This is a genomic window from Streptomyces sp. NPDC001515 (genome assembly GCF_053597115.1).
Window position 1 is genome coordinate 118,936 of the sequence record NZ_JBSFHN010000017.1, and the last position, 12,417, is coordinate 131,352.

General features: G+C 73.1%; 11 protein-coding genes. 6 read left to right on the top strand and 5 right to left on the bottom strand.

Going from position 1 to position 12,417, the window contains the following annotated elements:
- Nucleotides 1-314 precede the first annotated feature (314 nt).
- The gene (locus ACWCXC_RS19565) at nucleotides 315-782 is read right to left on the bottom strand and encodes an NUDIX hydrolase (protein WP_450890052.1); all 468 of its coding nucleotides are present in this window, start codon (nucleotides 780-782) and stop codon (nucleotides 315-317) included.
- A gap of 198 nt (nucleotides 783-980) precedes the next feature.
- On the opposite strand from ACWCXC_RS19565, the gene ACWCXC_RS19570 reads away from it, so the two are divergent.
- Together ACWCXC_RS19570 and ACWCXC_RS19575 are read left to right on the top strand one after the other, a co-directional pair.
- Nucleotides 981-1,109, top strand: a complete 129-nt coding sequence (locus ACWCXC_RS19570) for a hypothetical protein (RefSeq protein ID WP_450890053.1) — start codon at nucleotides 981-983, stop codon at nucleotides 1,107-1,109.
- A 445-nt stretch (nucleotides 1,110-1,554) separates the two neighbouring features.
- Entirely contained in the window at nucleotides 1,555-2,898 is a 1,344-nt protein-coding gene (locus tag ACWCXC_RS19575; RefSeq protein ID WP_450682608.1) for a dicarboxylate/amino acid:cation symporter, read from the top strand.
- Between the two features lie 36 nt (nucleotides 2,899-2,934).
- Here ACWCXC_RS19575 and ACWCXC_RS19580 read toward each other — a convergent pair whose 3' ends face one another.
- Nucleotides 2,935-4,086 (bottom strand): glycosyltransferase, encoded by a 1,152-nt coding sequence (locus tag ACWCXC_RS19580; RefSeq protein WP_450890054.1) that lies wholly within the window; start codon nucleotides 4,084-4,086, stop codon nucleotides 2,935-2,937.
- Nucleotides 4,087-4,297: 211 nt separating this feature from the next.
- Between ACWCXC_RS19580 and ACWCXC_RS19585 the strand changes: the two genes are divergently transcribed.
- Nucleotides 4,298-4,960 carry a TetR/AcrR family transcriptional regulator gene (locus ACWCXC_RS19585; RefSeq protein WP_450682619.1) on the top strand — a complete coding sequence of 221 codons (663 nt, stop codon included), beginning with the start codon at nucleotides 4,298-4,300 and terminating at the stop codon, nucleotides 4,958-4,960.
- Nucleotides 4,961-4,993: 33 nt separating this feature from the next.
- Here ACWCXC_RS19585 and ACWCXC_RS19590 read toward each other — a convergent pair whose 3' ends face one another.
- Both ACWCXC_RS19590 and ACWCXC_RS19595 read right to left on the bottom strand, forming a co-directional pair.
- Complete coding sequence (locus ACWCXC_RS19590) at nucleotides 4,994-5,845, bottom strand: MaoC/PaaZ C-terminal domain-containing protein (RefSeq protein ID WP_450890055.1); 852 nt, start codon at nucleotides 5,843-5,845, stop codon at nucleotides 4,994-4,996.
- A 4-nt stretch (nucleotides 5,846-5,849) separates the two neighbouring features.
- On the bottom strand, nucleotides 5,850-7,169 hold the full coding sequence (locus ACWCXC_RS19595) for a 3-oxoacyl-ACP reductase (RefSeq protein ID WP_450890056.1): 1,320 nt from the start codon (nucleotides 7,167-7,169) through the stop codon (nucleotides 5,850-5,852).
- Nucleotides 7,170-7,254: 85 nt separating this feature from the next.
- On the opposite strand from ACWCXC_RS19595, the gene ACWCXC_RS19600 reads away from it, so the two are divergent.
- Nucleotides 7,255-8,523, top strand: a complete 1,269-nt coding sequence (locus ACWCXC_RS19600) for an acetyl-CoA C-acetyltransferase (RefSeq protein WP_450682612.1) — start codon at nucleotides 7,255-7,257, stop codon at nucleotides 8,521-8,523.
- Between the two features lie 236 nt (nucleotides 8,524-8,759).
- On the top strand, nucleotides 8,760-10,661 hold the full coding sequence (locus ACWCXC_RS19605; RefSeq protein ID WP_450890057.1) for an AMP-dependent synthetase/ligase: 1,902 nt from the start codon (nucleotides 8,760-8,762) through the stop codon (nucleotides 10,659-10,661).
- Nucleotides 10,662-10,682: 21 nt separating this feature from the next.
- Here the strand turns inward: ACWCXC_RS19605 and ACWCXC_RS19610 are convergent, their stop codons facing one another.
- Nucleotides 10,683-11,459 (bottom strand): helix-turn-helix domain-containing protein, encoded by a 777-nt coding sequence (locus ACWCXC_RS19610; RefSeq protein WP_450682614.1) that lies wholly within the window; start codon nucleotides 11,457-11,459, stop codon nucleotides 10,683-10,685.
- A gap of 279 nt (nucleotides 11,460-11,738) precedes the next feature.
- On the opposite strand from ACWCXC_RS19610, the gene ACWCXC_RS19615 reads away from it, so the two are divergent.
- Nucleotides 11,739-12,413, top strand: coding sequence for a DUF4097 family beta strand repeat-containing protein (locus ACWCXC_RS19615; RefSeq protein WP_450890058.1), 675 nt, complete (start codon nucleotides 11,739-11,741; stop codon nucleotides 12,411-12,413).
- Nucleotides 12,414-12,417 lie beyond the last annotated feature (4 nt).

Below are 12,417 nucleotides of genomic sequence, written 5' to 3' on the forward strand. Positions count from 1 at the left end.
TTTTCGCGGCTGCGGGAGCATGGGCAGGCCACGGTCCAGCCGCCCCGTACGACCGGGCTCGCGTGCGGCGGCCCGCTTGGCGTGACCGACGAGCAGCATCTCCGTCAGCTCGACCGTCGTGGACCTCTCGAACCACCACCGGGCGCAGTCGCCGGTCACTACCCGCGCCCACAGCTCGGGATCGTGCTCGTGGACGGCCCCCAACGGTTGGAAGGCGTGCCGGCGCGCGGCCAGCCGATCGAGGTGAGCCGGTTTGCCGACGTTGTCAGGGCCGTGCCGTTGAGGCTGACGAAGTCCGGTAACTGCTCCATCGCTCACGCCTCGCGGATCGGTGTGTCGAGGACGGAGGCGATCGCGGCGGTGTTCGTGGCGATGAACTCGGCCAACTCCGGCGGCATCAGGTTCAGCTCACGGACGGCCTGGGCGGTGAAGGGCACCCGGACCACCTCGTACCCGCCCCGCTCCGGCTTCTCGAACTCGGTGCCCGTCCGCGCGGCCAGGTCCATCGACTCCAGGCGCGCCGCGAAGATGTGCTGGACTCCGACGCCTCCCTCCAACTGGTCGGTGATGAGGTGCACGAGCTCGGCACGCTCCAGCTTGCCGCCCAGTTCCTCGAACACCTCCCGATGCAGAGCCGCCTTGATGGTCGCGTCCTCTTCCTCGACACCTCCGCCGACCGAGACCCAGTACGGCTCCCTGCCGGGCTTGGTGCGCTTGATGAGGACCAGTTCGTCGCCGTCGAGAAGGATGGCGCGGGCGTTGCGCCTGACGATGTCGGTCATGCCGTGTGCTCCTTGGATGGGTAACCGGAGAGAACGGGCGGAGGGCGCCTTTTTGGCTGGCGTTTCGGCGTTTCACCAGGTGACGGACGAGGGGTACGACGGTGGTGACTGTGCAGAGATGGTCCGGCCGCGAGGCACGGCCGCTGCGCGAAGCCCTTCGCATGAGCCTGCGTGACTTCGCCGCCTACCTCGGAGCCAGTGACCGGCACCGCCCTTGACCGCGCATCGAATGAAGCGCAGGCGCGCTTCGCGGCGGCACTGGTGACCGCCCTGAAGTCCGGCGCCGAGGCCGCACTGCACGCCTACTACGCGGCCAGGAGGGTCTAGGGCCGTTCGGTCGGCTCCGGGCGAGACCAGAGTAAAGACTTTGTAAGCTTCCTCACAGTCACCCTTCTTTCTTTGTCAAACCCCAGCACCGGAGCGACCGCTCCTGTACTGGGGTTTTCGCGTGTCCGGGGCCGGAAGGACGGTCTCCGGGCCCAGAGAGCGCTTCCCAGGACCAAAGAAGAGCTTTGAGGGTCTCAAAGTTCAAGTGTTAACGTGTGCGCCATGAAGACAGCTGTGCGCCTCCGATCTGCCACGGGCACCCCGCTCGTGGAGCGCCTGCATGTCGATCTCTGCCGCTGTATGTCCGCGGTCTGTTGCCGCAACGTCTGAACCGGCACCATGCAGCGGCGCCGCCCCGGCCGTCATTCCCGGGGCGCGGGCGCCGCACCCGTTCCCCTCCGCACCGTCCCCGTGCGTCCCCATGCGTCACCTCTGGAGTGTGTCCGTGTCCGCGAACCCCGCGTCCGCCCCCGCCGGTGAGTCCACCGGCTCCGGCTTCCGTATACCCAAGGTCCCGTTCTGGGCCCAGATCGTCGCCGGTCTCGTCCTCGGCGTCCTGCTCGGCTGGCTCGCCCGCAGCCAGGACATCTCCTGGCTCTACACCACGCTCGACAAGGTCGGCCACATCTTCGTCCAGCTGCTGAAGCTGGCCGTCGCGCCCCTCGTCTTCTTCGCGATCCTGGTGTCGATCACCAACCTGCGCAAGGTCAACAACGCCGCCCGGCTGGCCACCCGCACCCTGCTCTGGTTCATGATCACCTCACTGATCGCGGTCGCCATCGGCCTCGCGATCGGCCTGATCACCAACCCGGGCTCCGGCACCGGCCTCACCCCGAAGGACGGCAAGCTCCCCGAGCACGCCGGCTCCTGGCTCGACTTCCTGACCGGCATCATCCCGGACAACGTCATCACGCCGTTCGCCGAGCTGAACGTCCTGCAGATCGTCTTCATGGCCGCCGTCGCCGGCATCGCCGCCCTCCAGCTCGGGGAGAAGGCCCAGCCGATCCTCACCCTCAGCGAGTCCGTCCTGGAGCTCCTCCAGAAGGCCCTGTGGTGGGTCATCCGCCTCGCCCCGCTCGGCACCGTCGGCCTCATCGGCTACGCCATCGCGGACTACGGCTGGGACCTGATCGGCAAGTACGCCACCTTCACCGCCGACGTCTACATCGGCTGCGCCCTGGTGCTGTTCGGCGTCTACCCGCTGCTCCTCGCCACCGTCGCCAAGGTCAGCCCGCTCCAGTTCTTCAAGGGCGCCTGGCCGGCCATCCAGCTGGCCTTCGTCTCCCGCTCCTCGGTCGGCACCATGCCGGTCACCCAGAAGGTCACCGAGCGCCTCGGCGTCCCGAAGGAGTACGCCTCCTTCTCCGTCCCGTTCGGCGCCACCACCAAGATGGACGGCTGCGCCGCGATCTACCCCGCGCTCGCCGCGATCTTCATCGCGCAGATCTTCGACGTGCAGCTGGGCATCGGCGACTACCTCCTGATCGCGTTCGTCTCGGTGATCGGCTCGGCCGCCACCGCCGGTCTCACCGGTGCCACGGTCATGCTGACCCTCACCCTGTCGACGCTGGGCCTCCCGCTGGAGGGCGTCGGTCTGCTGATGGCCATCGACCCGATCCTCGACATGATGCGCACCGCCACCAACGTGGCCGGCCAGGCGCTGGTCCCGGTCATCGTCTCGGCCCGCGAGAAGATCCTCGACCTGGACGCCTACAACGCGGCGTCGGCCTCCCCGGTCGACGACGAGGAGCCCGTCGAGGACCAGGCCCGGGTGCCGGTCGCCGCCTGACCCCTCGCCCCGCGCCGGGCTCCCCCGGGGGACGCGTCAGACGCCCCCGCAGCCCGCGCAGGCCCCGCTCGTGACATGTGGGCCTCTCCTCCAGTCCGGAGGGGAGGCCCACGACGCGTTCGGGGCCGGCCGGCGACGGCCCGCCCACGCGCGGTTGGCGAGCGTCCGGTCCCGGTAGGCGCGCGGCAGGTCGGGCAGGGCCAGCAGCCGGTCGCAGGCCCGCAGCGCCTCGTCGACCTCGCCCACCCGGTAGGCCGTCACCGAGTACTCGAAGAGCAGCCCCCACCGGTACACCCACGGCTGAACGGCCAGCAGGTCCTCCGGCGGCTCCCGGTCCAGCCCCGCCCGGACGAAGGAGTGCGCCGTGTGGTGCCGGCCGAGCCCGCGCAGCCGCCAGACCAGCTCGTAGCACGCCTCCAGCCGCTGCGGCCGGACCTCCCAGGCCCGTGACAGCGCGTCCATGGCGGACGGCCAGTCGCCGGCGTCGGCCCGCAGGATCCCGGCCTGGAGCAGCGAGCAGTAGACCTCCTCGGCCCAGCCGCCCATCCGCGCCCGGCGCTCGTACAGCGCCACCGCCCGCTCCCGCTCCCCGAGGTCGCGCAGCGCCTGGGCGAGGTGGAAGACGGTACGGGTGTTGGCCGGATCGCGCTCCAGCTCCGAGCCGAGCAGCCGGGCGTCCCGTGCTGCGCGGCCGTGGCGCGAGCCGCCGTCTGCGTGGTCGTGGATGACGAGCGCGTCCAGCAGCCGCTGGTCCTCGGCGACCCCCGCCGTCAGGTGCTCCCGGGTGACGCCCTCGTAGCGCCAGGCCACGTCCCCGCGGACCAGCCGCTTGATCCGGTGCTCGACGGGGCCCTCGTGGCGCAGCAGATAGGCGTCGGCCGTCAGCTCGGGCAGCGGGCCCCGGCGGTGCACCACATGGTCGGCGTCGACCAGCAGCAGATAGTCGGCGCGGGCGTGCGCCCGGCGGATGTTCAGCGTGCGGTTGTGCCCGAAGTCGCGCCAGGGGTCCTGGTGGAGTTCGCCGGGAATGCCGTCCAGCGCCCGGCGCACCAGGGCCTGGGTGCCGTCCGTGGAGCCGGTGTCCGAGATCACCCAGGTGTCCACGAGATCGCGTACGGAGGCGAGGCAGCGTTCGACGACCCGCGCCTCGTTCCTGACGATCATGCACAGGCAGACGGTCGGTTTCACGGCGGGCACCTCTCCCCGGCGGACAACTGCGGGCACCTCGCGGCCCTCGTGCGGGCGACGACCCTACGCAGGGGGTACGGGGGCGCGGCGGCGGCACGCCGCCGCGGGCGGCCGCGAACAGGTCTTCGGACGGCGTCCCCCGTAGGCTTACCGGGGAGTAGTGCGGCGGGGCGGGAAGGAAGTCGACGTGGGTGCTGTGAGGAACAAGCGGATGCCGCGCGCCGTGCGCGAGCGGCAGATGATGGACGCCGCGGTGCAGACGTTCGGGCAGCGGGGCTACCGGGCGGCGTCGATGGACGAGATCGCGGAGCTGGCCGGGGTGTCCAAGCCCCTGGTGTACCTCTACCTGCACTCCAAGGACGAGCTTTTCACCGCCTGCATCCGGCGGGAGGCCGCGGCGCTGCTCGCGGCGATCCGGGCGGGCGCCGAGCCGGGCCTGTCGGCCGACCGACAACTCTGGTCAGGACTGCGGGCGTTCTTCACGCACACCGCGGAGAATCCGGACGGATGGGCGGTCCTCTACCGGCAGGCGCGCACCCACGGCGAGCCGTTCGCCACCGAGGTGCACGTGATGCGCGAGGAGATCGTCGCCTTCGTGACGGGCCTGATCGGCGCCGCGGCACGCGAGGCGCACCACGACGCGGAACTCGCCGACCGCGATGTGGCGGGGCTCGCCCAGGCGCTGGTGGGGGCGGCGGAGGCGCTGGCCGGCTGGGCCAACGAGACCCCGGGCGTCTCCGCGAAGGAGGCCGCGGCCACCCTGATGAACTTCTCCTGGGCCGGTCTGGAGAACCTGATGCACGGCCGGCCGTGGCAGGTGCCGGCGGAGGAAGGCCCTCAGGGCGTGTGTGAAAGTGGCCCCGCCCGCCCGTAGGGCGCGCCAGGCGCCGCCGAGCGGGCGGGACCTTCACCACACGCCCTGAGGGCCGTCCGGCCCGGTCGTCGCGGTGCCGGTGAGGTGCAGTCGCTCCCCGTCCCGGCCGCCGCGCAGTTGGAACGCCGCGCCGTCGGAGGCGTAGGCGACGGTGCCGGGCAGCAGCACGGGGGCCCGGAAGTCGGCCCGTACGGTGTGGAGCCGGGCCGGTTCGGGGGTCTCGGCCAGGCAGCGGGCGACGGTCCACATGCCGTGGGCGATGGCCCGGGGGAAGCCGAAGAGCCGGGCGGTCAGCGGGTGGAGGTGGATGGGGTTGCGGTCGCCGGAGGCGGCCCCGTAACGCCGTCCGAGGTCGGCGGGCAGCCGCCACTCGGTGCGGACCGGCAGCGCGGGATCCGGGGTTCGGGGCTCCGGCCCGGCGGTCGCGTTCCGCGTGGTGTGCCGGGAGAGGTAGCCGCTGCGGGACTCCCACACCAGCTCCCCGGAGAGCCGCGCCTCGGTCACCATGGTCACCTCGGTGCCCCGTCGGTGCGGGCTCAGCTCCCGGGCGTACACAGTGAGTTCGAGCGGGTCCTCGGGGCGCAGGGGGCGGTGGGCGGTGATCTCGATCCAGGTGTGGACGAGGCCGGTGACCGGCAGCGGGAAGGCGCGGCGGGTCATGAGCCGCATGGCCAGGGGGAACGCCAGGACGTGCGGGTAGGTCACCGGGAGCGGTCCGGTCGCCGGGAAGCCGCAGAGCGCGCGGTACGCGGCCAGCGGGGCGGCCGCGGCCGGGGCGGGCGGTCGGCGGAGGCGGTCGGCGGGGAGGGTGGCGCCGGGGCGTCCGGCCCGTTTGAAGGGGGAGGTGACGGCGCCCCGGGCGAGCGAGAGGGCCAGGCTGGGCACGGGCTCACGCTCCCAGCAGGCTCTGGCCGCAGACCCGGACGATCTGACCGTTGACGGCGGTCGAGGCGGGCTGGGCGAACCAGGCGGTGGTCTCGGCCACGTCGACCGGGAGGCCGCCCTGGGAGAGGGAGTTCATCCGGCGGCCCGCCTCGCGGATGAGGAGCGGGACGGCCGCGGTCATCTTGGTCTCGATGAAGCCGGGGGCCACCGCGTTGACGGTGACGCCGTGGTCGGCGGCGGCGCGCGGGGCCAGGGAGCGGACCAGGCCGATGATGCCGGCCTTGCTGGCCGCGTAGTTGGTCTGGCCGTTGTTGCCCGCGATGCCCGCGATGGAGGCGGTGGCGACGATCCGGCCGCCCCGGCGCAGCGTGCCCGACGTCAGCAGGGCGTCGGTGGTGCGCAGGACGCTGTCCAGGTTGACGTCGATGACCGAGGCCCAGCGCTCGGCGGGCATGTTGGCCAGCCGCCGGTCGCGGGTGATGCCGGCGTTGTGGACGAGGATGTCGAGCCCGTCCGGGGCGGCGGACGCGATGCGGTCGGCGGCGTCGTCGGCGGTGATGTCGAGGGGCAGCGCGGTGGCGCCGAGCCGGTCGGCGGTGCGGACGAGGTCGTCCTGGGCCTGGGGGACGTCCAGGCAGACGACCCGGGCCCCGTCGCGGGCCAGGACCGAGGCGACGGAGGCCCCGATGCCCCGGGCGGCGCCGGTGACCAGGGCGGTGCGGCCGGTGAGCGGGGCGGCCCAGTCCGCGACCTCGCCGGGGGCGGCGTCGCCGACCTCGATGACCTGGCCGCTGACGTACGCGGAGCGGGGCGAGAGCAGGAAGCGCAGGGTGGACGCGGCGGAGGCGACGGCTCCGGGGGCGATGCGCACCAGCTGGACGGTGGCGCCCTTGCCGATCTCCTTGCCCAGCGAGCGCACGAAGCCCTCCAGGGCCTGCTGGGCGGCGGCCTGGTGGTGGTCCTCCGCTGAGGGCCGCATGCCGATGACGACGATCCGGCCGCCGGGGGCGAGCGAGCGGACGACCGGGTGGAGGGCGGCGTGCACCGCGCCGAGCCCGGCGGCGGTGTCGACGGCGGTCGCGTCGAGCACCAGCGCGGCGGGCCGGTCCGCGCGGGCGTCGACCGTGAGGCCGGTGGCGGCGAGGATCGCGGCCAGCTCCTCGGTGACGGCGGAGTCCCCGGCGGTGAGGGGGCGGACCGGGCCGGTCAGCGTCGGCGTCTCCAGGGTCCAGCGCCGCAGCCGGGCGGGCTGCGGCAGACCGAGCCTGCGGGTGAGGAACCTGCCGGGTGCCGTGCCGGTCAGGTGCAGATAGCGGTCGGCCATTGTCCAGACTCCCTGCTCGGTCGTAGATTTACTCCGGAGTAAGGTTACTCAAGGGTCAGGAGATGGTCGAGATGAGTTGGTCGAGATGATTCCCCTCGCACTCCCGCGGCCCCGCCGGGTCGCGGTCATCGGGGGCAGCCGCATCCCCTTCGCCCGCTCCGACGGGCCCTACGCGCGCGCCTCCAACCAGCAGATGCTGACCGCCGCGCTCGACGGTCTGGTGGAGCGGTTCGGGCTCCAGGGGCAGCGCGTCGGGGAGTTCGCGGCGGGCGCGGTCCTCAAGCACAGCCGGGACTTCAACCTGGCCCGGGAGACCGTGCTCGGCTCGCGGCTCGACCCGCGCACCCCCGCGTACGACGTCCAGCAGGCCTGCGGCACCGGGCTCCAGGCGGTGATCGCCGCCGCGAACAAGATCATGCTCGGGGCGATCGACTCCGCGATCGCCGGCGGCACGGACACCACGAGCGACGCCCCGCTCGGCGTCAACGACGAGCTGCGCCGGCTGCTGCTGTCCGTCCGGCGCGCGACATCGGCGGGCGCCCGCGCCAAGGCCCTCACGGGCCTGCGCCCCCGCCACCTCGTCCCGGACATCCCGCGCAACGCCGAGCCCCGCACCGGACTCTCGATGGGCGAGCACGCCGCCGTCACCGCCCGGCAGTGGGACATCGGCCGCGCCGAGCAGGACCTCCTCGCCGCCACCAGCCACCAGCGCCTGGCCGCCGCCTACGACCGGGGCTTCCTGGACGACCTCGTCGTCCCGTACCTGGGCCTGGAACGCGACCAGAACCTGCGCCCCGGCTCCACGGTCGAGAAACTCGCCACCCTGAAGCCGGTGTTCGGCACGGACCACCCGGACGCGACGATGACCGCGGGCAACTCGACGCCCCTCACGGACGGCGCCGCGACCGTCCTCCTGGCGAGCGAGGAGTGGGCCGAGGCGCACGGCCTGGAACCGCAGGCGTACCTCTCGCTGTACGAGACGGCCGCCGTCGACTACGTGAACGGCGAGGACGGGCTGCTGATGGCGCCCGCGTACGCCGTGCCCCGGCTGCTGGAGCGGGCCGGGCTCCGGCTCGACGACTTCGACCTGCTGGAGGTGCACGAGGCGTTCGCCTCCCAGGTGCTGGCCACGCTGGCGGCCTGGGAGAAGCGGGGGCTCGGCCCCGTCGACCGGGACCGGCTCAACGTGGCGGGGTCCTCCCTGGCCACCGGTCACCCCTTCGCCGCGACGGGCGCCCGGATCGTCGCCACCCTGGCCAAGCTGCTCGCGGAGCGGGGCGCTCCGGGCCGGGGCCTGATCTCCGTCTGCGCGGCGGGCGGCCAGGGGGTCACGGCGATCCTCGAACGCGTCTGATCCGTACGACCGCTGTCCGCGGTCCGGCGAGGCACGCCCGCCCGCGTCGCCGGACCGCCCGGTCCGGTCCGGGAGCCCTTCCGCTCCCGGCCGGACGGTTCGCACCGGCCGGGGGCCGCCTCCCGCGCCGGACGGCTCGGGCCGTGTCCGTGAGCCCCCGCCCGGCCTCCGGGCGACCGCCGGGGTTCCGGTCCGCGCCCAGGTGCACCGCCCGACCCCATCCCGAGGAGCCGCACGTGTCCACGCCACCCGCACCCACCACCCCCGTCCTGGTCGAACCGGAGAGGACCAGGGACGCCGACGGCACCGTCCGGCAGGTCTCCGTACCGGCGCTGGCCCCGCCCGTCCTGCGCGGATCGCTCGCCGAGATCCCCTTCGACAACGCCCGCGAGGCCCCTGGGGAGGCCGTCCTCAGCCGCAAGCGGGCGGACGGGGTGTGGGAGGACGTGACGGCGGCTCAGTTCGTGGCCGAGGTGCGGGCGGTGGCCAAGGGGCTCATCGCGGAGGGGCTGCGCGGCGGCGACCGGATCGCCATCATGGCCCGCACCACGTACGAGTGGACCCTGCTGGACTTCGCGTCCTGGGCCGCCGGACTGGTCACCGTGCCCGTCTACCCGACCTCCTCCGCCTTCCAGGCCCGCTGGATCCTCCAGGACTCCGGGGCCGTCGCCTGCGCGGTCGAGACCGCCGAACAGGGCCGCCTCATCAGCCAGGAACGCAAGGGGCTCGCGCACCTGGCCCACCTCTGGCAGTTCGACACCGGGGCGCTGGACCGGCTGAAGAAGAGCGGCGAGGGCGTCCCGGACGACGCCGTGGACGCCCGCCGCGCCACCCTGGAGCCCGACACCCCGGCCACCCTCATCTACACCTCCGGCACCACCGGCCGCCCCAAGGGCTGCGTCCTGACCCACGGCAACTTCTACGCCGAGGTCGACAACGCCATCGAACTCCTCCACCCGGTCTTCAAGTCCGTCAGCAAGTACCCCGCGTCCACCCTGCTGTTCCTGCCGCTCTCGCACGTCTTCGGCCGGATGGTCGCCATCGGCTGCCTGCGCGCCCGGGTCCGGCTCGGCCACGCCCCCTCCATCAGGACGGAGGACCTGCTCGACGACCTCGCCGGGTTCCGGCCGTCGTTCCTGCTGGCGATCCCGTACGTCCTGGAGAAGGTCTACAACACCGGCCGGGCCACCGCCGAGACGATGGGCCGCGCCTCCTCCTTCGACCGCGCGGCCCGCATCGCCCAGCGCTACGGCGAGGCCGTCGAGGCCGCCCAGCACGGCACGGGCCCCGGCCCCGGGCTCGGACTGCGCGCCGCCCGCGCGCTCTACGACCCGCTGGTCTACCGCCGGATACGGGCCGCGCTCGGCGGCCATCTGCGCTACGCGATCTGCGGCGGCTCCCCGCTGGGCCGCCGGCTCGCCTCCTTCTACGCGGGCGCCGGCGTCGAGATCTTCGAGGGCTACGGCCTCACCGAGACCACCGCCGCCGCCACCGTCACCCCGCCGCTCCGCCCCCGCCTGGGCACCGTCGGCTGGCCGCTGCCCGGCACCTCCGTACGCATCGCCCCGGACGGCGAGGTCCTGCTCAGCGGCGGCCAGGTGTTCAGCGGCTACTGGGACGCGGAGCGCGGCGAGGCCGTCCCCGTCCTGGACGACGGCTGGTTCGCCACCGGGGACATCGGCGCACTCGACGACGACGGCTACCTCACGATCACCGGCCGCAAGAAGGACATCATCATCACCTCGGGCGGCAAGAACGTCACCCCCGCCCCCCTGGAGGACTGGCTGCGCGCCCACCCCCTCGTCAGCCAGTGCATGGTCGTCGGCGACAACCGCTCCTTCATCACCGCCCTGATCACCCTGGAACCCGACGGCCTCGCCCACTGGCGCCGGATGGCGAAGAAACAGGACGTCCCGATTCGCGACCTGATCCACGACGAGGAGCTGCGCACCGCCCTCCAACGCGCCGTCGACGAGGCCAACCGCCTCGTCTCCCGCGCCGAATCCATCCGCAAGTTCACCGTCCTCCCCGTCGACTTCACCGAGGAGAACGGCCACCTGACCCCGTCCCTCAAGCTGAAACGGGACGCCATCGCCCGGGACTTCGCGAAGGAGATCGAGGAGCTGTACCGGAAGTAGGCGGGGCGGGAGAGGCAGGGCTCAGGCGCGGGGCGGGGCGTCCGCGCCCTCCGTGTCCGGCTCGGCCGGTCCGGCGGGTCCGTCCGGGGCCGGGGCGGTGTGGAGGATGGCTCGGGCCTGTTCGGCGGCGCGGGCTATGGCCTCGGAGACGTAGTCGAGGAAGCGGGCCATGTTTTCGAGGCGGACCCCGGCCGGGGTGTCCGCGCCGAGGACGGGGACGCCCTGGCGGGCGGTGTCGACGAGCTGGGCGGTGGAGCGGGCGCTGGCCATCATGGACCGGTACATGATGTCGTCGTCGACGGTGTAGCGCTCGCGGCGCCGCTCGTCGCGCGAGCGGCCGATCATGCCCTGGCTCTCCAGGTAGGAGATGGCCTTGGAGACGGACGCCGGGCTGACCTGGAGCCGCTGGGCGAGTTCGGCGGCGGTGAGGCTGCCGGTGTCGGTGACGTACAGGCAGGCCAGCACCCGGGACACCATCAGCGGGGCGCCGGACGCCAGGAGGACGGTGGTCAGCACCTCCTCGAAGGCGCGGACCGCCTCGGGGTCGCGCCCGTGGGGCTGCGGAGGGGTGTGCGCGGCGCGGGGCTCGGGCTTCTTGCGGCGGTGGGCGCGGTGTTCGGTGGCGCGGTGGGCCACCTCGGCGCGGTAGGCGGTGGGGCCGCCGTTGCGCATGACCTCGCGGGTGACCGTCGAGGTGGGGCGGTCCAGGCGCCTGGCGATCTCGGCGTACGCGAGGCCGTCGGCCAGCCCCAGGGCGATCTGCCGGCGTTCCTGCTGGGTGAGTCTGCCTCCCGGCATCGCGGCCTCCTCGGTGCTCCGGGCGCGCGGCCCGGTGGCCGCGCGACGGGCCGACTATAGCGTTCGATCCCAAGCCATTGCAACGGTCTCTGGAGTGTTGCGTTGCGTTATGCGCGAGGTCATTGCATCAAATTCCCTGTATCTACGTGCAGTTACTGTCTTCTGATGCAACAAAGTCGTTGCCGGTCCAGTGAATGCAACGTAGCTTTTCCTCTGTCGGAAAGCACGGGCCACCGGGGCCCGAAGCGCCGGCAGGCTCCACAGGAGAAGGAGAAAGCCATGCAGAAGTTCGACACCCCCGCCGCCGTCCGCGCCGTCCTCGACATCCCCGCCGGGCGCATCAGCCTCATCGCCGCCGACCGGGCGGACACCGCGGTCGAGGTCCGTCCGGCCGACGCCTCGAAGAGGCGCGACGTCCGGACCGCCGAGCGGGCCGAGGTCCGTTACGCCGAGGGCGTCCTGCACATCCGGATCGCCCCGGAGACCAAGCACCGCGTGATCGGCGACTCCAGCGGTTCGGTCGAGGTCACCGTCCAGCTCCCCTCCGGTTCGCACGTCGAGGCCACCGCGGCCGCCGCCGAGTTCCGGGGGGTGGGCCGGCTCGGGGACGTCGCCCTCGACGGCGGGTTCGGCAGCGTGAAGCTGGACGAGGCCGCGAGCGCCCGCCTCTCGGCCCACGACGCGGCCGTCACCGTCGGCCGGCTCACCGGGGACGCCGAGATCCGCACCCAGCGCGGCGCCATCACCGTCACCGAGGCCACCCGGGGCGCCCTCGACCTGAGCACCCAGCTGGGCGACATCACGGTCCAGGCGGCCCGGGGCGTCTCCGCCTCGCTGGACGCCGGCACCGCACTCGGCCGGATCGACAACAGCCTGCGCAACGCCGACGCCACCCCCGCCCTCACCGTCCGGGCGACCACCACCCAGGGCGACATCACCGCCCGCAGCCTCTGAAGCC